18 protein-coding genes and 1 pseudogene are annotated in these 23,552 nt (G+C 71.4%); 8 read left to right on the top strand and 11 right to left on the bottom strand.

Annotated features, from left to right (window positions below; genetic code table 11):
• Positions 1 to 10 precede the first annotated feature (10 nt).
• On the top strand, positions 11 to 307 hold the full coding sequence (groES, locus tag OERS_RS04275; RefSeq protein WP_056653879.1) for a co-chaperone GroES: 297 nt from the start codon (positions 11 to 13) through the stop codon (positions 305 to 307).
• A 178-nt stretch (positions 308 to 485) separates the two neighbouring features.
• Here the strand turns inward: groES and OERS_RS04280 are convergent, their stop codons facing one another.
• The gene (locus tag OERS_RS04280; RefSeq protein ID WP_056653881.1) at positions 486 to 773 is read right to left on the bottom strand and encodes a WhiB family transcriptional regulator; all 288 of its coding nucleotides are present in this window, start codon (positions 771 to 773) and stop codon (positions 486 to 488) included.
• A gap of 210 nt (positions 774 to 983) precedes the next feature.
• On the opposite strand from OERS_RS04280, the gene OERS_RS04285 reads away from it, so the two are divergent.
• Both OERS_RS04285 and guaB read left to right on the top strand, forming a co-directional pair.
• A complete protein-coding gene (locus OERS_RS04285; RefSeq protein WP_068624695.1) occupies positions 984 to 2,090 on the top strand; it encodes a MerR family transcriptional regulator in 1,107 nt (368 codons plus the stop codon).
• 94 nt (positions 2,091 to 2,184) lie between these two features.
• Positions 2,185 to 3,708, top strand: coding sequence for an IMP dehydrogenase (gene guaB / locus OERS_RS04290; RefSeq protein ID WP_068624697.1), 1,524 nt, complete (start codon positions 2,185 to 2,187; stop codon positions 3,706 to 3,708).
• 73 nt (positions 3,709 to 3,781) lie between these two features.
• Here the strand turns inward: guaB and OERS_RS04295 are convergent, their stop codons facing one another.
• Both OERS_RS04295 and OERS_RS04300 read right to left on the bottom strand, forming a co-directional pair.
• On the bottom strand, positions 3,782 to 5,323 hold the full coding sequence (locus tag OERS_RS04295; RefSeq protein WP_082609110.1) for a UDP-N-acetylglucosamine 1-carboxyvinyltransferase: 1,542 nt from the start codon (positions 5,321 to 5,323) through the stop codon (positions 3,782 to 3,784).
• Positions 5,324 to 5,446: 123 nt separating this feature from the next.
• On the bottom strand, positions 5,447 to 6,145 hold the full coding sequence (locus tag OERS_RS04300; RefSeq protein WP_056653891.1) for an exonuclease domain-containing protein: 699 nt from the start codon (positions 6,143 to 6,145) through the stop codon (positions 5,447 to 5,449).
• 293 nt (positions 6,146 to 6,438) lie between these two features.
• On the opposite strand from OERS_RS04300, the gene OERS_RS04305 reads away from it, so the two are divergent.
• Complete coding sequence (locus OERS_RS04305) at positions 6,439 to 7,563, top strand: GuaB3 family IMP dehydrogenase-related protein (protein WP_056653894.1); 1,125 nt, start codon at positions 6,439 to 6,441, stop codon at positions 7,561 to 7,563.
• Complete coding sequence (locus OERS_RS04310) at positions 7,563 to 8,072, top strand: GNAT family acetyltransferase (protein ID WP_083201212.1); 510 nt, start codon at positions 7,563 to 7,565, stop codon at positions 8,070 to 8,072. The genes OERS_RS04305 and OERS_RS04310 overlap by 1 nt, the downstream gene beginning before the upstream one ends.
• Positions 8,073 to 8,182: 110 nt before the next feature.
• Here the strand turns inward: OERS_RS04310 and OERS_RS04315 are convergent, their stop codons facing one another.
• Positions 8,183 to 8,944 (bottom strand): SDR family NAD(P)-dependent oxidoreductase, encoded by a 762-nt coding sequence (locus OERS_RS04315; RefSeq protein ID WP_068624699.1) that lies wholly within the window; start codon positions 8,942 to 8,944, stop codon positions 8,183 to 8,185.
• Positions 8,945 to 9,037: 93 nt separating this feature from the next.
• Between OERS_RS04315 and OERS_RS04320 the strand changes: the two genes are divergently transcribed.
• A complete protein-coding gene (locus tag OERS_RS04320) occupies positions 9,038 to 9,652 on the top strand; it encodes a TetR family transcriptional regulator (RefSeq protein ID WP_068624701.1) in 615 nt (204 codons plus the stop codon).
• A 122-nt stretch (positions 9,653 to 9,774) separates the two neighbouring features.
• On the top strand, positions 9,775 to 11,412 hold the full coding sequence (locus OERS_RS04325; protein ID WP_068624730.1) for a succinic semialdehyde dehydrogenase: 1,638 nt from the start codon (positions 9,775 to 9,777) through the stop codon (positions 11,410 to 11,412).
• A 75-nt stretch (positions 11,413 to 11,487) separates the two neighbouring features.
• On the opposite strand, the gene OERS_RS04330 is transcribed toward OERS_RS04325, so the two are convergent.
• From OERS_RS04330 to OERS_RS04350, 5 genes and pseudogenes are all read right to left on the bottom strand, one after another.
• Positions 11,488 to 12,216, bottom strand: a complete 729-nt coding sequence (locus OERS_RS04330) for a SanA/YdcF family protein (RefSeq protein ID WP_068624703.1) — start codon at positions 12,214 to 12,216, stop codon at positions 11,488 to 11,490.
• A gap of 123 nt (positions 12,217 to 12,339) precedes the next feature.
• Positions 12,340 to 13,329, bottom strand: coding sequence for a DUF4031 domain-containing protein (locus tag OERS_RS04335; protein WP_068624705.1), 990 nt, complete (start codon positions 13,327 to 13,329; stop codon positions 12,340 to 12,342).
• A gap of 116 nt (positions 13,330 to 13,445) precedes the next feature.
• Positions 13,446 to 14,807 (bottom strand): acetate/propionate family kinase, encoded by a 1,362-nt coding sequence (locus OERS_RS04340; protein ID WP_082618293.1) that lies wholly within the window; start codon positions 14,805 to 14,807, stop codon positions 13,446 to 13,448.
• Positions 14,804 to 17,006: pseudogene (gene pta / locus OERS_RS04345) on the bottom strand (phosphate acetyltransferase). The gene OERS_RS04340 and the pseudogene pta overlap by 4 nt, the downstream one beginning before the upstream one ends.
• Positions 17,003 to 19,498, bottom strand: coding sequence for a phosphoketolase family protein (locus OERS_RS04350; protein ID WP_056653910.1), 2,496 nt, complete (start codon positions 19,496 to 19,498; stop codon positions 17,003 to 17,005). The pseudogene pta and the gene OERS_RS04350 overlap by 4 nt, the downstream one beginning before the upstream one ends.
• A gap of 243 nt (positions 19,499 to 19,741) precedes the next feature.
• Here OERS_RS04350 and OERS_RS04355 point away from each other — a divergent pair, with 243 nt between their 5' ends.
• Positions 19,742 to 20,716, top strand: coding sequence for an SURF1 family protein (locus OERS_RS04355; protein WP_068624707.1), 975 nt, complete (start codon positions 19,742 to 19,744; stop codon positions 20,714 to 20,716).
• On the opposite strand, the gene OERS_RS04360 is transcribed toward OERS_RS04355, so the two are convergent.
• Complete coding sequence (locus tag OERS_RS04360) at positions 20,697 to 21,398, bottom strand: YceI family protein (RefSeq protein WP_068624709.1); 702 nt, start codon at positions 21,396 to 21,398, stop codon at positions 20,697 to 20,699. The two genes, OERS_RS04355 and OERS_RS04360, sit on opposite strands and share 20 nt — an antisense overlap.
• Before the next feature lie 260 nt (positions 21,399 to 21,658).
• Positions 21,659 to 23,485 carry an NAD(P)-binding protein gene (locus tag OERS_RS04365; protein WP_068624711.1) on the bottom strand — a complete coding sequence of 609 codons (1,827 nt, stop codon included), beginning with the start codon at positions 23,483 to 23,485 and terminating at the stop codon, positions 21,659 to 21,661.
• Positions 23,486 to 23,552 lie beyond the last annotated feature (67 nt).

The raw sequence follows: 23,552 nt of genomic DNA on the forward strand, positions 1-23,552 counted from the left end.
GAGGTCCGACGTGTCGGTCCCCATCAAGCCGCTCGAGGACCGGATCGTCGTGAAGGCCCTCGAGGCCGAGACCACGACCGCATCCGGCCTGGTCATTCCGGACACCGCCAAGGAGAAGCCCCAGGAGGGCGAGGTCCTGGCCGTTGGTCCGGGTCGTATCGACGACAACGGCAACCGCGTCCCCCTGGACGTCGTCGTCGGCGACAAGGTCATCTACAGCAAGTACGGCGGCACCGAGGTCAAGTACGGGGGCCAGGAGTACCTGGTGCTCTCCGCGCGCGACATCCTCGCCGTGGTCGTCGCCTGATCATCGGCTGACGGCTGGCAGCTGCCAGCACGAAGGGCCCCGCAACCTCGGTTGCGGGGCCCTTCGTCATGTCAGGGGTCTGCTGGTTCCTCGGAGTGGTGCAGGTCGTGGTGAAGCTGGTCGTGGTGCGGGCCGACCGGGGCGTGGCGACCCGCAGGTCGCGCCCGGGGCCAGGCGGTCAGGCGGTCTTCGAGACCCCGGCCAGGATCGCGGAGCGCTCGTCCTCGCTGAGGCCGCCCCACACGCCGTACGGCTCGCGGACCTTGAGCGACTGCTCGCGGCACTGCATCAGCACGGGGCACGAGGCGCAGATGGCCTTGGCTGCTTCCGCGCGGCGTCGTCGGGTGGAGCCTCGCTCGCCCTCCGGGTGGAAGAAGAGGGTGTCGTCCGCGTCGCGGCACGAGCCCTGGTACTGCCATTCCCACAGTTCCATCACCGGTCCGGGGAGCCTCGAGATCTCTGTCATGTCGAACAACCTACAAGCGTTGCAGAAGTTGTTCAAGTAGCAGGAGTGGATGAGTTTCTGACCGGCTTTGCCTCTGTGTGCACCGATTCACGGTGAACCTGGCGCGAACTACGGCGTTGTCCACTGTGTGACAGGACACACCTGGCTCGCGGACCGAGACACGCCGCGCCCGAAGTGGCGAGGGGGTGAGCCGGTCGGCAGAATCGGTGCATGACTTCACTCCGGTCCGCCCCGACCCCCGGCGGGCCCCGACGGAAGGTGACCGAGGTTCCTGCACTCGCTGTCGCAGCCGTCGCCAAGAGGTTGGGCGTCGCCCCGGCCACCCTCCGTACCTGGGACCGTCGCTACGGTCTGGGTCCCTCCGAGCACACTGCCGGTTCGCACCGGAGATACACGGCCGACGACGTCGCGCGCCTCGTCATCATGCGTCGCCTCACGCTCGAGGGCGTCGCGCCCGTCGACGCCGCGCGCGCAGCCCTCGACGCCGACGAGGCAGAGCTCGCGCTCGAGAGCAGCCCGGTCGAGCAGACCGCCGCCACCGACGACGACTCCGCCGAGGCCGGGACCGAGGACGAACCGTCGGGCGAGACGCCCGGTGGGGGCCTGCGCCTCCTGCGCGCGGTCCCTCGCGGTGCGGACGACGAACCGGTGCGCGTCGGCGCGATCCGCGCCGCGGGCGTGTCCGACGTGGTCGACGCCGCGATCTCGTTCGACCAGAAGCGGTGCGACAGGCTCCTGCGCATCGCACCCGGTACCGATCCCGGTCACTGGTGGTCGACCCTCGTGGAGCCCGCGCTCCACCGCATCGCCGAGCGTACGTTCCTCGCCTCGCCGGGCGAGATGCCGGAGGTCGTCTTCAGCAACGCGACCCTGGCCGCGCTGCGCGAGTACACCCAGCAGTCCGAGGCCGCGCTCGTCGCGGGCGGCGGACCTCCGCCCAACCACCCGAGCAGGATGCGGCGGATCGTCCTCATCTTCGCGGCGCCGGGGGAGCAGGTACCGCTCGCGGCCCACGCGCTCGCCGCTGCCCTGGGGGCCCAGGGGGCGATGGCCCGCATCGTGACCGGGTCGGCCACCATGCACCGCTCGCTCGAGCTCGTCGCCATGGTGCGTCCCGCGGCGGTCGCGGTCGTGACGACCCAGCCCCGGCCGGACCTCGACGTCGTGCGGACGGTGCACGAGGCGAACCCCGACCTGCCCATCTTCGTCGGGCTCCAGAACGACGAGGCGGCGACGGGCCTGCCTCTCGCGGCGACCGTCCAACGGGTGCGCAGCTTCACGGGGCTCCTCCACGAGGCGCTCGCCGTCGTCCGGTGACGCGTGGCACGTGCGCACCGGGGCGGGCCTCCCCGGCTGTCCGGTGGCGGGACGGCCGGGAATATGTCGGAGGGCCTCGGCGTAGAATCTTGATGTGACCGACTCTCTCGCAGCCCCCGCACACGACCCCTTCGGATTCACCGGACTGACGTACGACGACGTCCTCCTGCTCCCGAACGAGACGGACGTCATCCCGAGCGAGGTCGATACGACCGCGCGGCTGACGCGCGAGATCTCCATGTCCTCGCCGCTGCTCTCGGCCGCGATGGACACGGTCACCGAGTCGCGCATGGCGATCGCGATGGCGCGCCAGGGCGGGATCGGGATCATCCACCGCAACCTGTCGATCGAGGCGCAGGCCAAGGAGGTCGACCTCGTCAAGCGGTCGGAGTCCGGCATGATCACCGACCCGGTCACGGTCGGCCCGGAGGCCACGCTCTCCGAGCTCGACGCCCTGTGCGGTCAGTACCGCGTCTCGGGGCTGCCCGTGGTCGACGAGACCGGCAAGCTCCTGGGCATCATCACGAACAGGGACCTGCGCTTCGTCAACCCCGCGGACTTCGCGGAGCGTCGCGTCTTCGAGATCATGACGCCCATGCCGCTCGTGACGGCCCCGATCGGCATCGCGCGCGACGACGCCGCAGCGCTGCTGGCCAAGCACAAGATCGAGAAGCTCCCCCTCATCGACGCAGAGGGCCGCCTGGGCGGGCTCATCACGGTCAAGGACTTCGTCAAGACCGAGCAGTACCCGGGTGCGACCAAGGACGACGAGGGTCGTCTGCGCGTCGGTGCCGCGATCGGCTTCTTCGGTGACGCCTGGACGCGCGCGACGGCGCTCGCCGAGGCCGGCGTCGACGTCCTCGTCGCGGACACGGCCAACGGGCACGCCCGCCTCCTGCTCGACATGATCCGCAAGCTCAAGGCGGACCCGGCGTTCAAGGACGTCCAGATCATCGGCGGCAACATCGCGACCCGCGCAGGTGCGCAGGCGCTCGTCGACGCGGGCGCGGACGGCGTGAAGGTCGGCGTCGGGCCGGGCTCGATCTGCACGACCCGCGTCGTCGCGGGCGTCGGTGTCCCGCAGGTCACCGCGATCTACGAGGCCTCGCTCGCGTGCCGCCCGGCAGGCGTCCCGGTCATCGGCGACGGGGGCCTGCAGTACTCGGGCGACATCGCCAAGGCGCTCGTCGCCGGGGCCGACACGGTCATGCTGGGCTCGCTCCTCGCGGGCTGCGACGAGAGCCCTGGCGACCTCGTGTTCGTCAACGGCAAGCAGTACAAGCTCTACCGCGGCATGGGCTCGATCGGCGCCATGGCCTCGCGCGGCAAGAAGGCGTCCTACTCCAAGGACCGCTACTTCCAGGCGGACGTCGCGAGCGACGACAAGATCGTGCCCGAGGGCATCGAGGGCCAGGTGCCCTACCGCGGCCCGCTCGGTGCGGTCGCCCACCAGCTGGTCGGTGGCCTGCACCAGTCGATGTTCTACGTCGGCGCGCACACCATCCCCCAGCTCCAGGAGCGCGGCAAGTTCGTGCGCATCACGCCGGCCGGGCTCAAGGAGTCGCACCCGCACGACATCCAGATGACGGTCGAGGCGCCCAACTACACGGGACGCTGACCCGCTCCTCCCTGACGTCAGAACGGGCGTGACCCCTGGTGGGGGTCACGCCCGTTCCGGCATGCAGAGGCGGTCAGTCGCGGAACGTCTCGATCCGTGCGCCCAGCTCGATGAGGCGCTCCTGGAGCTGCTCGTAGCCGCGCGAGATGATGTCGACGTTGCGGAGCACCGAGGTGCCCTTCGCGGCGAGCATCCCGAGCAGGATCACGACCGCGGGACGCAGCGCGGGCGGGCAGCTGACCTCGGCGCCCGACCAGTGGGTGGGGCCCGTGATGTCGAGGCGGTGCGAGTCGAGCAGCCGGACGTCGGCCCCGAGCCGGGTCAGGTCCGTCAGGTGGATGGCCCTGCCCTCGTAGACCCAGTCGTGGATGAGCGTGTGGCCGCTCGCGCACGCGGCGATGACCGCGAAGAACGGCAGGTTGTCGATGTTGAGCCCCGGGAACGGCATGGGGTGGATCTTGTCGATCGGGGCGTGCAGCTCGCTCGGGTGGACCGTCACGTCGACGAGGCGCGTGCGTCCGTTGAGCGCCAGGTACTCGGGCGTGAGCGAGTAGCGCAGCCCCATCTCGGAGAGCGTCGCGAGCTCGATCTCCATGAACTCGATGGGCACGCGGGCCACGGTGATCTCCGAGCCGGTCACGATCCCCGCGGTCAGCAGGCTCATGGCCTCGACCGGGTCCTCGGAGACCGCGTACTCGACGTCGGCGTCGATGTCGGTGCGGCCGTGGATGCGCAGGGTCGTGGTGCCGATGCCCTCGATGCGGACCCCGACGAGCTCGAGGTAGAAGCACAGGTCCTGGACCATGTAGTTGGGGCTCGCGTTGCGGATCGTGGTGACGCCGTCGCGCGACGCGGCCGCCATGATCGCGTTCTCCGTGACGGTGTCGCCGCGCTCGGTCAGGACGACGCTCAGGTCCTCCGAGCCGCCCGGGGTCACGAGGGCCTCGTAGTTGCCCGACGCCGCCGTGACCGACAGCCCGAACGGGCGCAGCGCGATCATGTGCGGCTCGACGGTTCGCGTGCCCAGGTCGCAGCCCCCGGCGTAGGGGAGGGCGAACTCGCGCTCGAGGCCCAGGAGCGGGCCCAGGAACATGATGATCGATCGAGTGCGACGAGCCGCGTCGACGTCGATCGAGGCCAGGTCGAGCTGCTCGGGCACGACGATCTCGAGGTCACGGCCGTCGGTCGACCAGGTCGCCTGCACGCCGATGCTGCGCAGGACGTCGACGATGCGGTCGACCTCGACGATGCGGGCGACGCGCCGCAGCGTGGTCCGGCCGCGGTTGAGCAGCGACGCGCAGAGCAGGGCGACGGCCCCGTTCTTCGAGGAGTTGACCTCGATGCGTCCGGACAGCTCGTGCCCGCCGCTGACCCGCAGGTGCGAGTGCTTGGGGGCTCCGAACGTGATGATCTCGGAGTCGAGGGCTGCGCTGATCCGCGCGAGCATGTCGAGGCTCACGTTCTGCGAGCCCTGCTCGATCCGGTGGATCGCGCTCTGGCTGGTGCCGAGCCTCTCGGCGAGCTGAGCCTGGGTCAGGCCCTTGTTCTGGCGCGCGCCGCGGATGAGCGCGGCGACCTGTGCGAGGTGCTGGGGTGCTTCGTCGACCATGGTCATGGACCGACCGTAACTCATGCATGAGATATTGACGCGTCGATCCTGGCGTGTGGTGGCAGTTTCACGAGATCATCACGCCTGGCTCATCTGTTCTATGAGTTCAAGGCGGTGTGTCGCCGCTGGTCAGGACGGCCAGGCGGTGCTGGCTCCCGCCCCGACGTACCCCTGCTGCTGGCGCCAGGAGTTGAAGTTCTCCGCCCAGGCGCGGTGGGCCGTGATCTGGTGACGGTGGAGCGCGTCCAGGTCCTGGTCCACGATCTCCGGGAACGTGCGGGTCATGGCCTCGAGCACGTCGAGGGTCGCCAGGACGTCGACGTCCGCGGTGTGCAGGTTGCCGCCGTCGAACACGCCGTAGTGCGCGCACAGGTCGCCGAGCTTGCGCTTGCCCTTGCGGTAGCGGTCGAGCGAGCGGTCCAGCACGAGCGGGTCGATCACGGGGGTGACCTCGCGTCCCAGGCGCTCGCCGAGCGTCGGCAGGGCGTGCCGCGTGAGCTCGGCGTCGAGCAGCGAGAGGTCGAACGCGGCGTTGAACGCGACGACCGGTACCCCCAGCGCGAGGTCAGCGGCGATGAGCGACGCGATCTCCTCGAGCGCCGGGCCCGGGGCCTCCCCGTGCTCGACCGCGTGCTCGGTCGAGATCCCGTGGATCGCCGCGGCCTCCGCGGGGATGGGGACGCCCGGGTCGATCAGCCACGTCCGTACCTCGGTGCTCTCGCCCGGCACGCGCCGGACGAGGGCCGCGGTCACGATGCGGTCGTTGTGGACGTCCACGCCGGTGGTCTCCGTGTCGAAGCCCAGCAGGGGCCTGGTGGTCCAGCTCATCGTCGTGCTCCTTGCGGTGGTCCTGTGGACGGCGGGCCCGGCCGACTGCGCCGTGCCCGACCTGTCCTGGTCTCTGGTGGTGAGCATGCCAGCGGCCACTGACACGGGCGCCCGCGCGTGGCACGGGGCGCGTGCGTGGCGTCCAGGGTGAGGCCGGGCCTCGTCCGGCACCGCGGCAGCCGTCGTCGGCCCGGCCCGTCCGGCGGGCTCCAGGGTGCCCGGGGCTGGACGTGCGGAGTCCACCCGGCGGCACGGGCGGGCGGGGGAGCGGCGTGGGCCGGTATCCTCGTCGGGTGAGCAACGAGATCGAGATCGGTCGTGGCAAGCGCGGACGGCGCGCCTTCTCCTTCGACGACATCGCCGTGGTCCCGTCCCGGCGTACGCGTGACCCGGAGGACGTGTCGGTGGGGTGGCAGATCGACGCCTACCACTTCGACCTGCCGATCCTGGCCGCACCCATGGACTCCGTCATGAGCCCGTCGACCGCGGTCGCCCTGGGCAATGCGGGCGGACTGGGCGTCCTGGACCTCGAGGGCCTGTGGACGCGCTACGAGAACCCGGAGCCGATCCTCGCGGAGATCGCGACGCTCGACGCCGCGAGCGCGACGCGTCGCATGCAGGAGGTGTACGCCGAGCCCATCAAGGCCGAGCTGATCACCCAGCGACTCAAGGAGATCCGCGCGACGGGCGTCACGGTCGCCGGCGCGCTGTCCCCGCAGCGCACGCAGGAGTTCTACAAGACGGTCGTGGACGCCGGCGTGGACCTGTTCGTCATCCGTGGCACCACGGTCTCGGCCGAGCACGTCTCGGGCAACGCCGAGCCGCTCAACCTCAAGCGCTTCATCTACGAGCTGGACGTCCCCGTGGTCGTCGGTGGCGCCTCGACGTACACCGCGGCCCTGCACCTCATGCGTACGGGTGCCGCGGGCGTCCTCGTCGGGTTCGGCGGCGGCGCGGCGCACACGACGCGCGTGAGCCTCGGCATCCACGCCCCCATGGCGACGGCCGTCGCGGACGTCGCGGCTGCCCGCCGTGACTACCTCGACGAGTCGGGCGGCCGGTACGTGCACGTCATCGCCGACGGCGGCGTGGGCCGCTCGGGCGACCTGGTCAAGGCCGTCGCGTGCGGTGCGGACGCCGTGATGCTGGGTGCCGCCCTGGCGCGCGCCTCCGAGGCTCCCGGGCGTGGTTGGCACTGGGGTTCCGAGGCTCACCACCCGCAGCTTCCCCGCGGCGAGCGCGTGAGCGTCGGCACGGCCGGCACGCTCGACGAGATCCTGTTCGGCCCGGGTCGCCAGGCCGACGGCACGCTCAACCTCGTGGGTGCGCTCAAGCGCGCCATGGCCACGACGGGCTACTCCGACCTCAAGGAGTTCCAGCGCGTCGAGGTCGTCGTCTCGCCGTACCAGCCGCGCTGATGGCTCCGGGCCGCATCCGCGACGGGGTCGCTCTCACGAACGCCCTCGCCGCGGGTGCGCCCGACGCCGCGACCGAGCACCTGCGGGTCGGCGGCGTGGACTTCCGTGAGATCGCCGACGACGACGTCGAGCAGGTCGTCGCCCTGTGGGACGAGTGCGGTCTGGTGCGCCCGTGGAACGACGCCCACCGGGACGTCGCGGACGCGCGGGCCAACCCGACGTCCACCGTCCTGCTCGCGCACAGCGAGGGCGGGGCCGTCGTCGCGACGGCGCTGGCCGGCTACGAGGGGCACCGCGGCTGGATCTACTACGTGGCGGTGGCGCCCGCGCTCCGGGGCGCGGGACTCGGCAGGGATGCCGTCGTGGCGGCCGAGGCGTGGCTTGTGGCAGCCGGCGCCCGCAAGGTGCGGCTCATGGTCCGCACGACCAACGCCCCCGTCCTGGGGTTCTACGAGCAGCTGGGCTACTCCGACGCCGAGTGCACGGTCCTGGGGCGAGACCTCGTCTGAGCCGGACCAGTGCGTCGGGACCGGCGCCGAGCCCGAGCGCGACCGGTCGGCTCGGCCGAGCCGACCGGTCGCGCTCCGGTGCTGCGCCCTCGCTCTCGCCGGGTCGGCCGTCAGATCGTCGACCAGCCGCCGTCGGACATCAGGAGAGCACCGTTGACGTTGGCGGAGTCCTCGGACAGCAGCCACGTGATCGAGGCCGCGAGCTGCTCGGCGGTCGCAGGCGCGGGCACGGTCGCCTGCATGATCGGGCCCAGGCGCTGGGCGCCCAGCTCGGAGCGGAACGGCGCCTCGATGTTGGTCGCGACGGCCCCCGGGGCGACCGCGTTGACCCGCACGCCTGCCGGGCCGTAGAAGAGCGCGGTGCTCTTGGTGAGGCCGACGACCGCGTGCTTGGAGGTCGCGTAGGGCGTGCCCGACGCGCCGGCGCGGATGCTGGCCTCGCTCGCGACGTTGACGATCCGTCCGTGGCCGGCCTCGACCATCGCGGGCAGCACGGCGCGCATGAGCTTCATGGGTGCGGTCACGTTGATGCGCAGGACACGCTCCCACAGGGCGTCGTCGATCTCTGCCGTGGGGACGAACGCGTCCATGATCCCGGCGTTGTTGACGAGGCCCGTGATGCGTCCTTCGCCGACCTCGACGATCTGCGCGATCACCGCGTCGTCGGACACGTCGCCCACGACGGTCGTCAGGGGGGCGTCGCCGACCTCTACGCTGAGCGCATCGAGCCGTTCGGCGTCGAGGTCGCTCGCGATGACGCGGGCGCCCTCGGCGAGGAGCCGGGTCGCGGTGGCCTTGCCGATGCCGGAGCCTGCGCCGGTGACGACGACGGTCGCTCCTGCGAAGCGGTTCGGGATGGTCGACGTGGTCATGATGGGGTCCTTCCGCCGGATGGAGGGACCGGGTGCGGCCCCTGTAACCTTTTTAACACTGAGTGCCATAAAGAAATGCCTCGAGGAGATGTGATGTCGGAGACAACCGCGCGCCGAGGTCGGCCGGCCACCGTCGACCGGGACCGGGTGGCGGCCACGGCCCTGCGCCTCTTCACCGACGAGGGGTTCGGCAACGTGACGATGGACGACGTCGCGCGCGCGTGCGGCGTCGCCCGACGGACCCTGTTCCGCCTGTTCCCCTCCAAGGCCGCGATGGTCTGGGGCGGGTCGGGCGAGGCCCGCGAGACCATCACGGGCGCGCTCGACGCCGCGGGCGACGTCGGGCTGCCCGAGGCCCTCGACCTGGTGCGGGACGCGTTCGTGGCGTCGTCGACCTTCCCGCCCGAGGCGCTCGAGGTCACGCGCCAGCGGCTGTGCCTCATCGCGGCGGACGAGGAGCTCCTCTCCTGGGGCACGTCGAGCATCGGGACCTCGGCCGTCCTGGTCGCGGAGTTCCTGGGCCGGGCCGAGGGGGCCGCGGAGCCCTCGTTGCGCGCCCGGTCGCTGGCCGCGGCGTGCGCCGCGGCGAACTTCGCGGCGCTCGTCTGGTGGGCGCAGCACGCCCCCGAGCGGGACCCGGCCCGGGTCGTCGAGGAAGCGCTCACGCACCTGCTCGAGGGCGCGCGCACCTGGGCCGCGCAGGCCTGAGCCGGGCGTGGCGTCCGCCGGCGGTCCTGCCGCGCCTCCCGGCGCTGCGCCCGGACGGTGAGGCCAGGGGGATTGTGTGAAGGATGTCCTGCGTGGGGGCGGTGACGCGTAACCTGTCACGCATGGCAAGCGAACCAGCCGACGGCGGCCAGGGCGGCAGCGCCGCGATCGACGGACTCATCGACCCCGAGGACCCCTCGGCCACGTACGTCCTGGAGCCCGACGTCGTCGCTCCCCTCGTGGCCCGGATCGTCACCTCCCACACCGCGGGCGACCACCGCTCGCTCCTCCCGTTCACGGGCGCCCCGCTCGCGGCGATCCCCCTGTCCTCGGTCGAGGACGTGGCGGACGCGGTCGAGCGCGCTCGGCGTGCGCAGCGCTCGTGGGCGCACACCACGGTCGCCGAGCGCGCGGCCGTGCTCCTGCGCTTCCACGACCTGGTCCTGGAGCGGCAGTCCGAGGTCCTGGACCTGCTGCAGATGGAGACCGGCAAGTCGCGGCGCAGCGCGTTCGAGGAGGTCGCGGACATCGCCCAGGTCACGCGGCACTACGGCGTGCGGGCGGGCGCGTACCTCGCGGACCGTCGCGTGGGTGGCATGCTCCCGGTCCTGACCCGGGCCACGGTGCACCGCCGGCCCGTGGGGGTCGTCGGCGCCATCGCTCCCTGGAACTACCCGCTGACTCTCGGTCTCGCCGAGGCCCTGCCCGCGCTCGTGGCGGGCAACGCGGTCGTGCTCAAGCCGGACCCGCAGACGTCCCTGACCGCGCTGTGGGCCGCCGAGCTCCTCGAGGAGGCCGGGCTGCCCGGCGACCTCTTCCTCGTCGTCGCGGGCGGCGGCGACATCGGGGCCGCCCTGACCGGCCACGTCGACCACATCGCCTTCACGGGCTCGACCGCGACGGGGCGCAAGGTCGCCGCACAGGCGGGCGAGCGCCTCATCGGGACCACGCTCGAGCTGGGGGGCAAGAACCCCCTGTACGTCGCGGCGGACGCGCACGTCCCGTCGGCCGCCCAGGGCGCGGTCCGCGCCTGCTTCTCGAACAGCGGCCAGCTGTGCGTCTCGATCGAGCGCCTGATCCTCCACGAGGACATCGCCGAGGAGTTCCTCGACGCGTTCGTCCCGCTCGTGCGCGGGCTCACGCTCGGGACCGCGCTCGACTACTCGGTCGACATGGGCTCGCTCACGTCCCAGGCACAGCTCGACCGTGTGGTCGCGCACGTCGACGACGCCCTGGCGGAGGGCGCGCGGGTGCTGGCAGGCGGTGTCCACCGCGCGGACATCGGCCCCTTCTTCTACGCGCCCACGGTCCTCGACCACGTCCCGCCCACCGCGGACTGCGCCCACGAGGAGACGTTCGGCCCGGTCGTCTCGGTGACCCGCGTGCCCGACGACGCGACCGCGATCCGCGTCATGAACGACTCCGAGTACGGACTCAGCGCGAGCATCTGGACCCAGGACACGGCCCGTGGGCGCCGCCTCGCGGCGCAGGTCGAGGCCGGCGCCGTCAACATCAACGACGGCTACGCCTCGGCGTTCGGGTCGGTCTCGGCCCCCATGGGCGGGTTCAAGTCGTCGGGCCAGGGGCGCAGGCACGGACGCGAGGGCATCGAGGCGCTCACCGAGCCCCAGACGATCGTGGTCCAGCGCGGGGTGTCCCGCGGGCTGAGCTTCGACACGCTGTACGCCCAGCCGGGGGACCGGCCCAGCCGGTTGCTCACGGCCGCGTTCTCGGTCATGAAGAAGCTGCGCCTGCCGTAGCGGCGTCGCACCGGCCGGCCCCCGCCACGGCAGAGCGCCCGTCCCGTCTCCAGTACGGGCGCTCTGCCGTGGGTGTCAGGGCGCCGTGGAGAGCGACTCCAGGGCGTCGGTGACCGCGGTCTCCTTCGTGCCAAGGTGCACGGGCTCGCGGTGCGTGACGGCGTCCCAGGCTGCCTTGAGCGAGGCCGGCACCTCGCGGACACGGTACATCACGGCCTTCGCGGGCTCGACGCTCGTCGAGGAGACGCCCACACCCACGGCGTCGATCCCCGCCCGCGAGCACGAGAACAGGGCACGCGGCAGGTGGTAGTCCTGCGTCACGACCACGGCCTCGGTGACCCCGAAGATCTCGCGCGCACGGACGCACGTGTCGTGGGTGTCGAACCCGGCGAAGTCGCGGACCACGTGCTCGGCCGGGACACCTTGCTCCACGAGCCAGTCGAGCATCGCGGTCGGCTCGTCGTACCCCTCGCGCGAGTTGTCGCCGCTCACGAGGACGACCTGGACCTTCCCCTGCTCGTAGAGCTCGCGTGCCGCGTCGAGGCGGCGACGCAGGAAGGTCGACGGCGACCCGTCGGGTCGCAGGCCCGCACCGAGCACGAGGGCCACGGGGCGGTCGGGCGCCGAGGCGACGTCGGGGCTGACCCGGGACTGACCGGTGACCTGCACCCAGGCGAGCGGAGCCGCGACCACGAGCACGAGCGCGGCGGCGCCGAGCGCGAGCGCGCGCCGACGTCGTCGAGAGGCCGGGACGTGCTGTGCCGTCGGTGCCGTCGGTGCGGGGTTCCCCTGCGGTTCGCTCACGCGGGCGAGCCTAGCGGCCGGCCTCGGCTCCGGGGCCTTGCCACCGCGCGCCGCGCGGTCGAGGCCGGGCCGGGCCGGGCGGCCCCGAGAGGTCCCGAGATCCCGGGCGGGCGGTCAGACGGCTCACGGGGCCCCGAGGAGACCCGCGAGCTCGGTCCGGAGGTTCTCCTCGGCGCGCGCGGCCCAGCGTTCGCGCCCGAGCGGCGTCCGGAAGAGCTCCGGCAGCGCGAGGAGCTGCTCGAGCACCGCGGCGCGCCCCGTGCGGAAGAGGTCGTCGGGGACGTGCGCGTACTCCGCACGGACCTGGCGCACGTAGCGGGCGTAGCGGTCGGGCATGGCGCCGAGGATCGCGAGGTCCGCGTCGCACACGAGTGCGCCCGCGGTGTCGCCGGGGGAGGGGGCGTGGCTCGCGGTGAGCCGGACGAGCCGGGCGACCTCCACCACGTCGTCGGCCGTGAGGTGCGTGCTGCCTGCGGCGGGGTCCGCGCCCGGGCCGGGCGTCGTCGTCGGGCCGGTGACCAGCGGGCCGAGGCTCGCCACCGCGAGCGCGGCGGACGCCTCCTCGTCGTCGCCCGCGACGCCCTCGTGGACCGCATCGTGGAACCACAGCGCGAGCTGCGCACGCAGCGACGTGCCCGACGGCGCAGGCTCGCCCGGCGTCGGCACGCCCGGCGAGCGTCCCTCGAGGACAGCGAGCGAGTCGAGCACGTGCACCAGGTGCGAGGGGCCGTGGTAGGCGCGGTGCGGCTCGTGCCACCGGCGCACGAGGTCCGCGCCGACCTCGCGCGCGCCCGGGACGCCCGGCAGGAGCGTGTCCCAGCGGGCCCCGAGCGCGGCGGCCTTCGCGGCCCCGCGCTCGCGCGCAGGGACGCGCAGGCCCGAGGCGCGCAGCCGCACGATGAGCTCGCGGCCCGAGACGTCGTGCGCCCCTGCGGCGACGCAGTCCGCGTGCCGGTCGGCCGGGACGTCGTAGTGGTCGAGGTCGAACGCGCGCCGCCCCAGCCCCAGGCGCTCGGCGAACGCGTGCAGCTCGTCGAGCGAGGAGTCGGACACGAGGTGGGACCAGAGGGTCCCGTGGGCCGGCCAGGTCGGCGGGTCGATGAGAAGAGCCACGCCTCGACCCTAGAGGGTCGAGGCGTGGCTCGGGTCGTGCGCCGGCAGTGCCGTGCCGGTGCACCGTCGTCGTCGGGCGGTGCTCCCTGCCCGACGGCGTCAGCGGGGTGGTGAGGTCAGCTCTCCACGGCGAGGGTCGGCTCGGACGCGCCGTCCTCGGCCGGGACCTCGGTGGCCACCGTCTCGGAGGCTAGCGCAGCCGGCGGGAACGTGACAGGTCGACCCGCCTTCTCGGTCTCCTCGACGACCTCGACGCTCAGGCGGGCGATCGCGAGCTCCTCCATGGTGGGGACGACCATGACGAGCGTGCTCGTCCAGTCGGGCGAGATGACGCGCGGCTCCCTGCTGCGGACCGCGTTGCGCTCGGGGTCGACCGCGATGCCCAGCCCTGCGAGCCCCTCGACGACCTGGGCGCGCACGATGTCGTCGTTCTCGCCCACGCCCGCCGTGAAGGCGATCACGTCGATGCGCCCCAGCACGGCCATGTACGCGCCGATGTACTTGCGCAGGCGGTGGATGTAGACGTCCAGGGCCAGCCGGGCGTCCTCGTCTCCCGCCGCGATGAGCTCGTGCAGCGCACGGAAGTCGTTCTCCCCCGCGAGGCCCTTGATGCCCGAACGCTTGTTGAACAGGTCGTCGAGCTCGTCGATCGACATGCCCGCGTTGCGCGCGAGGTGGAAGATGACCGCGGGGTCGATGTCCCCGGTGCGGGTCCCCATGACCAGACCCTCGAGCGGCGTCAGGCCCATCGAGGTGTCGACCGCGATCCCGCCGCGCACGGCCGAGGCCGACGCGCCGTTGCCGAGGTGCAGGACGATGATGTTGAGGTCCTGCAGGCGGCGGCCCAGGACGCGCGCGACCTTGCCCGACACGTAGTGGTGGCTCGTGCCGTGGAAGCCGTACCTGCGCACGCCGTACTTCTCCGCGGTCTCCTTCTCGAGCGCGTAGGTCGAGGCGGCCTTGGGCAGCGACGAGAAGAACGCGGTGTCGAACACCGCGACGTGCGGGACGTCGGGCAGGAGCCGACGCGCGACCGAGATGCCCGTGACGTTGGCCGGGTTGTGCAGCGGCGCGAGCGGGGCCAGGTCGAGGATCTGGCGCTCCACGTCGTCGTCGACCAGGACCGGACGCGAGAACGTCGCGCCGCCGTGCACCACGCGGTGCCCCACGGCGTAGACGTTGGCGTCCGCGAGCCGCGGCCCGACCTCGTCGAAGAGCGAGAGCGCGATGCGCAGCGCCTCGCCGTGGTCCGCGACGTGCTCCTCGCGCGTCGTCGTGTTCCCCGCGAAGCGGTGCTTGATGACCCCGCTCGACTCGCCGATGCGCTCGATCGTCCCGGCGGCGATGGCCTCGCCGCCCACCGGGTTGACCAGCTGGTACTTGAGCGAGGACGAGCCCGAGTTCATCACGAGCACCGAGCCGTGCGCGCCGTACGCCGAGTACGGGTTGGTGCGCTCGTGCTCCGGGAGGACGGTCATGCGGATGCTCCGTTCGTGCTGGTCAGGGCGGTCGACCCTGCCTGTGCCTGGATGGCCGTGATGGCCACGGTGTTGACGATGTCCTGGACCAGGGCACCGCGCGAGAGGTCGTTCACGGGCTTGTTGAGGCCCTGCAGGACCGGTCCCACGGCCACCGCTCCGGCCGAGCGCTGCACGGCCTTGTAGGTGTTGTTGCCCGTGTTGAGGTCCGGGAAGATGAAGACGGTCGCCTTGCCGGCCACGTCCGAGCCCGGCATCTTGGAGGCCGCCACCGAGGCGTCCACCGCGGCGTCGTACTGGATGGGGCCCTCGACGAACAGGTCGGGGCGACGGCTGCGCACCAGCTCGGTCGCGGAACGCACCTTGTCGACGTCGACGCCCGAGCCGGACTCGCCCGTCGAGTAGGACAGCATCGCGACGCGCTGGTCGATCCCGAACTGCAGCGCCGTGGCCGCGGACGAGATGGCGATGTCCGCGAGCTGCGTGTCGGTCGGGTCGGGGTTCACGGCGCAGTCGCCGTAGACCAGGACCCGGTCCTCGAGGCACATGAGGAACACGGACGAGACGACCGAGACGCCCGGGACGGTCTTGATGATCTCGAACGACGGCTTGATGGTGTGCGCCGTGGTGTGCCGGGCGCCCGAGACCATGCCGTCTGCCAGGCCGAGGTGGACCATCATGGTGCCGAAGTAGGACACGTCCGGCACGATCTCGCGTGCCCGCTCGACCGTCATGCCCTTGTGGGCGCGCAGCCGCGTGTACTCCTCGGCGAACCGCTCGACGAGCTCGGGGTCGTGCGGGTCGATCACGGTCGCGGCGTCGATGTCGAGGCCCAGCTCGGTCGCGCGCGCCCGGATCGACTGCTCGTCGCCCAGGATCGTGAGGTCCGCGACCTGGCGGCCCAGGAGCGTCGAGGCCGCGCGCAGGATGCGGTCGTCCTCGCCCTCGGGGAGCACGATGTTCTTGCGGTCCGCGCGGGCCCGGGACAGGAGCTCGTACTCGAACATGAGCGGCGTGACGACCTCCGGGCGCGGGACGTCGAGCCCCGCGAGGAGCGCCGCGCCGTCGACGTTCTGCTCGAACAGCGCGAGCGCGGTGTCGACCTTGCGCTGCGACTCCTTGGACACCCGGCCTCGCGCGCGCGACGCGGCGCTCGCCGAGCGGAACGTCCCCAGGTCCGTGCGGATGATCGGCAGGCTCGGATCGAGGGCCTCCACGAGGCGCCCGGTCGAGTCGGGCGGGTAGAACCCGCCGTTGAGGATGATGCCCGCGAGCGACGGGAAGTTGCGCGCCTGCTGGGCGGCGAGCAGCCCGATGAGGATGTCGCTGCGGTCGCCGGGCGTGATGACCACGGCACCGTCGACCAGCTTGTCGAGCAGGTGCTCGAGCGACATGGCGCCCACGAGCACGTCGAGCACCTCGCGGCCGAGCAGCTCGGGGTCGCCCAGGGCGAGCTCGCCGCCCACGGCCTCCATGAGCGCGGCCACGGTGGGCGCGTTGAGGAACGGGTCCTCGGGGATGGCCCAGCCGGGCAGCGTGCCCGACGACAGCGTGGCCAGCTGGGCGCGCACGTCCTCGATGCTGGCCGGCAGGCAGCGGTTCGCGATGACCGCGATGGGCTGGGCGTGGTTCGAGCGCAGCTCGGACACGCTGACCTCGATGAGGTTCGCGATGGCCTCGGGGGAGCGCTCGCGGCCCGAGACGACCAGGAGCACGGGTGCTCCCAGGTTGGCGGCGATCCGCGCGTTGAACGCGAGCTCGGTCGGTCCCGCGACGTCGGTGTAGTCCGTCCCGACGACGACCACGAAGTCGCACTGCTTGGCGACCTCGTGGTAGCGCGAGACGATCTGCGCGAGCGCGGCCTCGGGGTCGGCGTGGACGTCGTCGTACGTGACGCCCATGGCCTCCTCGTAGGTGAGGTCGACGCCGTCGTGCGCGAGCAGGAGCTCGAGCACGTAGTCGCGGTCCTGCTCGCGTGAGCCGGCGTCGGCCGGTGCGGACCCACCCGGGGCGCCCACGGCCTCGACGGGGACCGTCGCCCCCCGTGAAGGCGCTGGGCGAGGTCCTGGTCACGGGGCGGAAGACCCCGACCCGCTGGACCCTGCGGGTCAGCAGGTCGAGGACTCCCAGGGCGATCGTCGACTTCCCCGTCTCACCCTCGGGTGAGGCGAGGTAGATGGATCGGGCGGTGCTGGTCACTCGTTGTCGCCTCCGGTAGCGGCGGCCGCGTCGTACGCCGGCCCGCCTTCTGCAGTTGCGGTGTCGCCCGCGTCGGGCCACACCCAGTCACGGACCGAGGGGATGTCCTCGCCGTGCTCCCTCGTGTACTGACGAGCCTCGAGACGAGCGTCCACCATCTTCTGGCGCAGCCCGGCCGCCTTCGACCGCAGCGAGGGCACGCGGTCGATCACGTCGATCACCAGGTGGAACCGGTCGAGGTCGTTGAGCATGACCATGTCGAACGGCGTGGTGGTGGTGCCCTCCTCCTTGTAGCCGCGCACGTGGATGTTCTCGTGCCCGTTGCGGCGGTAGGTCAGGCGGTGGATGAGCCACGGGTAGCCGTGGTACGCGAACACGACCGGCTTGTCCGTGGTGAACAGGGTGTCGAAGTCGCGGTCGGAGAGACCGTGCGGGTGCTCCTTCTCGTCCTGCAGGCGCATGAGGTCCACGACGTTGACCACGCGGACCTTGAGCTCGGGCAGGTGCTGGCGCAGCAGGTCGGCCGCGGCCAGGGTCTCGAGCGTGGGGACGTCCCCGGCGCAGCCGAGCACCACGTCGGGGTCCTCGCCCGGGACCTCGGTGCCCGCCCACTCCCAGATGCCCAGGCCGCGCGTGCAGTGCGCCACGGCCTGGTCCATGGTCAGGAAGTTCGGCGCCGGCTGCTTGCCCGCGACCACGACGTTCACGTACTGGCGCGAGCGCAGGCAGTGGTCGTAGGTCGAGAGCAGCGTGTTGGCGTCCGGCGGCAGGTAGACGCGGACGATCTCGGCCTTCTTGTTGACCACGTGGTCGATGAATCCGGGGTCCTGGTGGCTGAACCCGTTGTGGTCCTGGCGCCACACGTGGCTCGAGAGCAGGTAGTTGAGGCTCGCGATGGGCCGGCGCCACGGGATGTCGTTGGTGACCTTGAGCCACTTGGCGTGCTGGTTGAACATCGAGTCGATGATGTGGATGAAGGCCTCGTAGCACGAGAACAGCCCGTGGCGCCCCGTGAGGAGGTACCCCTCGAGCCAGCCCTGGCACTGGTGCTCGGAGAGCATCTCCATGACGCGACCGGCGCGCGCGAGGTGCTCGTCGACGTCGGGCCCGAAGAACTCGGCGTTCCACTGCTTGTCCGTGACCTCGTAGACCGCCTGGAGGCGGTTGGACGCGGTCTCGTCGGGTCCGAAGATCCGGAAGTTGTCCGGGTTGAGGCGGACCACGTCGGTGAGCCACTGCCCCAGGACCCTGGTCGCCTCGGAGAGGCCCGCGCCGGGGGCCGTGACCTCGACGCCGTAGTCGCGGAAGTCGGGCAGCCGCAGGTCCTTGAGGAGCAGGCCACCGTTGGTGTGCGGGTTGTCGCTCATGCGCAGCGTGCCGCGCGGGGCGAGCTGCGCGATGTCCGCGTCGAGCCGGCCCTTGTCGTCGAACAGCTCGTGGACCCGGTAGGAGTCGAGCCAGTCCTTGAGGTCCTGGAGGTGCTCGGGGGTGTCGCGCGCGCTCGCGAGCGGCACCTGGTGCGAGCGCCAGGAGTCCTCGGTCTTCTTGCCGTCGATGGACCTGGGTCCCGTCCAGCCCTTGGGCGTGCGGAACACGATCATGGGCCAGAACGGGCGCTCGTCGTTGCCCGCCGCGGCGTCGGCCTTGATCCGCGCGATGTGGTTGAGCACCTCGTCGAGCAGGGTCGCGAACCGGCGGTGCACCTCGTAGTGGTCCTCGCCGTCGAACCCCCCCGAGAAGAAGTAGGGCGTGTGCCCGTAGCCGACCATGAGGTCGTGCAGCTCGTCGTCGCTGATGCGGCCGAGGATCGTCGGGTTCGCGATCTTGTACCCGTTGAGGTGCAGGATCGGCAGCACGACGCCGTCGTTGACCGGGTTGACGAACTTGTTCGAGTGCCAGCTCGTGGCCAGCGGGCCGGTCTCGGCCTCGCCGTCGCCCACGACGGCCGCGACCAGGAGGTCCGGGTTGTCGAACGCCGCACCGTACGCGTGCGAGAGCGCGTAGCCGAGCTCGCCGCCCTCGTGGATCGAGCCGGGCGTCTCCGGGGCCACGTGCGAGGGGATGCCGCCGGGGAACGAGAACTGCCGGAACAGGCGGCGCAGCCCCTCGGTGTCCTGCGTGATGTCGGAGTACACCTCGGAGTACGTGCCCTCGAGGTAGGAGTTCGCGACGAGGCCGGGGCCGCCGTGGCCGGGCCCGGTGACGTAGATCGTGGACTGCTCGCGCTCGACGATCGCCCGGTTGAGGTGCGCGTAGAGGAAGTTGAGACCGGGCGTCGTGCCCCAGTGGCCCAGGAGACGGGGCTTCACGTCGTCCCGGTCGAGCGGCTCGCGCAGCAAGGGGTTCGCGAGCAGGTAGATCTGCCCCACCGAGAGGTAGTTGGCCGCCCTCCACCAGCCGTCGACGCGGGCGAGGGTCTCCTCGGAGAGGGGGACGACCTCACCGGATCGCCAAGGTGTTCCTTCTGTCGGACGCGAGGTGGTCGTAGTCATCGCACGCTCCAGCTGTACCGGGGGATGGTGGCCCCTTCATACAACCCCATCGGCTGGGGCGACGCATGGTTTCGGTGGTCCCACGGAGTGTGAGGTGCGCCCGAAACGGCAGAAAAGGACGAAGGTCCCCGACCGGCTGGTCAGGAAGTCCCGATCGGGTCGTCGACGCGGCCGGGAGTGGTGTGGGTCACGTCTCCCCGCACGGATTCTCCGGGGCAACTCGCGCCCGGTTACCGTGGGGGCGTGTCCGACCAGGCCTCCCCTCGCCCAGGCTTCTGGGCCGTCGCCCGCAGCCCCCGCATGATCGGCTTCCTGCTGCTCTTCCTCCTCGCGGCGGGCGTGTGCGGACGGCTCGGGATGTGGCAGCTCGACCGCGCCTACGAGCGTGCCGAGCTCGCCCAGCAGCACGCCCTCGCGGAGGCAGAGGCGGAGGCCGAGGCCCAGGGGCCCGACGGGCTCGGTGAGCTCCTGCGCCCGCAGTCGACGTTCCCGGGCGAGCTCGTGGGGCGCAAGGTCTGGGTCGAGGGCGAGTACGAGGCCGAGGGGCAGCTCCTGGTCGCGGGCCGCGCGCTCGACGGCGAGACGGGCTTCCTCGTCCTGACGCCCCTGCGCGTGTCCGACGACGGGACGGGCGGCGAGTCCTGGGCCGAGCTGTCCGGCCCGCCCGTCGTCCCGGTCGTCCGCGGCTGGGTCCCGACGGCGGACGCTGAGGACGACGTGGCCCTCGCCGTGCCCTCCGGCCAGGTGCGCGTCACCGCGTACCTCCAGGCCTCCGAGGCCGACGGGACCGGAGGGCTGCCCGAGGGGCAGACCGACTCGATCTCGTCCGCGGCGCTCGCGAACGTGTGGGGCAACCCCATCTACGGCGGCTACCTCGTCCTGATCGACTCCGACCCGTCCCAGCTCGCGGCGGCCGCGGGCGGCCCGCAGGTGCTGCCCCGGCCCACGATCGAGGGCGGCACGGGTGTCAACGTCCAGAACGCGTTCTACGCGCTCCAGTGGTGGATCTTCGGGGCGTTCGCGGTCCTGCTGTGGGTCCGCCTGGTCCGCGACGAGGCGGCCGGTGGTCGCAAGCGCGGCGACGGCGTCTCGAGCGGGATCGCGGGGCTGCCCGACCTGCCGGCCGCGCCGCGGGGGACAGGCGAGGGGCCGGGGGAGACGGCCGGCGAGGCGGCCGGCGAGGCCCCGGACGGCCCCGTCAGGAACCAGAGGGCGTGAGCTCGAGCAGCAGCTCGACGGTCCCGGCGTCCTCGACCGTGACGAAGCCGAGGTTCGGCGCGCTCACGTCGTAGTCGGAGAACGTCACGGGGATGGACCCGCTGACCTGCGCCCCGCCGCCCACGGTCTGGGCGTCGAGGGTCACGGTGACCTCGTGCGAGACGCCCTTGATCGTGAGCGTCCCGGTCGCCTGGACGGTCGCGGTGCCGCTCGCGAGGCCCGACAGGTCGACGGGCGAGGTGAGGACGAACGTCGCGGTCGGGTGCGCCGAGGTGTCGAGGATCCCGAGGAACTGTCGGTCGCGGCCCGAGTCGTCGGTCTCGATGGTCGTCATGTCGACCTCGATGCTGGCCGCCGTGAGCGTGCCGCCCTCGATCGTCGCCCCGCCGCGCACGTCGCTCGTCCGCCCGACCACGGTCACGTCCTGTCCCGAGAGGACCTCGTCGACGCGGTAGCCGGCCTGCGACCCGGTGTCGACGGCGTAGGTGCCGTCAGCAACAGGACCCGCCGTGCCGGCCGAGTCGTCCGCGGAGTCTGGCGACGCGCTGGGCGCGAGCGACGTCAGGGCGAGCGGAGCCGCCTCGGTCCCGGCCTGCGAACGGGCGTAGACCCAGGTCCCGCCCAGGAGCAGGGCACCGCAGAGCAGCACGATCCCGATGGTCAGCGCGACGGTCTTCTTCATGGCAGCCCTACTTCCTAGTTGAACGATCAACTAAGCCTTGTCGGGCTACCTGGGGATTGCCTGGGAGCATGACGTCGCGAGCGCTGTGAACCTGGGTGCGTGCCGTGCCGTGGGTCGGCCGGCGACTCCTGCTGCCAGGGGCGCCGGAGGCGCGCGCGTCGTGGCCCCGGCGGCGACGCGCTCCTCGTACGGCCCGAGCTCGGTGATGCGGCCCCCTCGAGCGCGCACCGCCGAATGCCGGCGTCTACCGCGCCGTGCAGTCAGCGGCGGATGCTGACAACTCCCGTGTTGAGCTTGATGTTCATGGCGCGCTTCTTGACCATCTGGTCCCAGACGTCCTCCCAGCCTTTCTGCCAGGCCGTGACGCCGCTCGTCTCGCCGGAGGGCAGTGCCATGTCCGGCATGACCCATACGAGGCCGTAGTACGCGGGGATCTTGTCGAGATCGCCATAACCCTGCACCTGATAGGCGTACATCAGATAGCCCTTCAACGCGCCCATCTTGTTGTCGTCGAGATACTGCGCGAAGCTCTTCGAGAAGACGCCGTGCGGGTCGCCGACGGGCCTCGAGATCGGCATGACGCCGTCGAAGCTGCCGAAGATCTCGAAGCGCAGAGCGACGTAGATCGCGGCGGCCGCCACGAGCTCGGCGTAGGCGAGGTCCTGCTCCACCTTGCTGCACGGCCACCCGAAACCAAGATATTGACAGGCGACCATGAGTCCGTAGTCGCTGAAAGCCATGACCGTCTCGTTCGGCGGCGTGCCGACGACTATGCCTCGTTCGGACCCGTGCGCGACGGCCACGCGCGCGTTGCCGACGGTGAACTCGGAGAGCGCCTGCACCATCTCGTCGTATGCCGGCGACAGGTAGCACGTGCCGAGCTCGGCGATCGACGTGCCGCCCTGGTCCGGCACCTGCAACGAATGCGTCTTGCCGGCAAATCGATTCGTCTTCTCCAGCAGGGTGATGTTGGTGAAACCCGCGTCGATGAAGCGCTGTGCGAAGAGCAACCCGCTCACTCCCGCACCGATGACGACGATGGCACTGTCCTTGGCTGCCGACAGCAGTGCGGGCTTCGCGTCGAGCAGGAGGTTCAGATACGACCAGCAGTGCAGGACGGACTCGAAGCACGTCGACGCGTGGACGTACACCGTGTCGTTCGCGCCCTGCAGGTCGAGCCATCGCCACGGAGCTCCGGCCTCGAGCGCGCCGGAGAAGAACTGGTTGAAGTATGGCGTCTGCAACGGATTCACGGCGGGGTGGATCTCGCCGTTCTGATTCTCGTCGACCTGCACGATCTCGTACTGGCCGGGCCGGAACGGCCACCAGGAAGGAGGGTCGTCCAGGAATGCCTTTCGCTGGGCGGCGAGGGTGCCGGGACTGGAGTCGCCGTTGATCCCTACCATCTGATATATCGTGACGACGTTGGTCGCGGCGCGGTTCGCGGCAGGAAGGCCCCACTTTTTTGCTGTCTCGTTGCGATACCCCTGCACCAGGCCCGTCTGGGACTCGACGATGTCGGGAGCGAGGATGACGACCCGATCTTGCGCCCTGCGCGGAGAGACGCGCAGACAGGTCGTGTAGAAGGTGAAGTTGCGGAGCGAATTCAGAAGCGCTCGCTCTTGGCGCGTGTAGTCCATGACCGGCTCGAGCTCGCGCGGATCGCAGGCGATCACGAGAAGCGCCGGATTGACGACGACGTGGTTTCCGCCGGTCTGATAGACCAGTTCCATTGATCCCACCTCCGCGCTCACGGTATCACCGGGCTGGGTCCTTGGCGCGAGAAGCATTCCAGTCAGGTCATGACGGCGACGACGGCCTTTCGACAGGCCGCAGAATGCCCAGGTGTTCGGGTCGCTGATGAAATGAACCATTTCCGGCACGCCGGCGTGCGGCGCGGAGCGGATCATTCCGAGGCCCCGGTACCCATGGTTGATCGCGCGGACCCGGCGGCGACATTCGTGCAGAAGACTGGCGGTCCCCGCCACTCCCTGGGGCGACGAGCGGCCATGGTCCGCGCCCCAGCTCTGCACCTGGCCGAGCTGGGGCAGGCGCGCGTCGGCCACCGCGCGGATCGCGCAGCTCACGGGGCGTGACCGGGATCCGGTCACGCCCCGTGAGCTGCCCGTCCGCCCCGCGAGCTGCCGTCGTGGT

It is taken from the genome of Oerskovia enterophila, assembly GCF_001692445.1.
Classification (GTDB): Bacteria; Actinomycetota; Actinomycetes; order Actinomycetales; family Cellulomonadaceae; genus Oerskovia; species Oerskovia enterophila.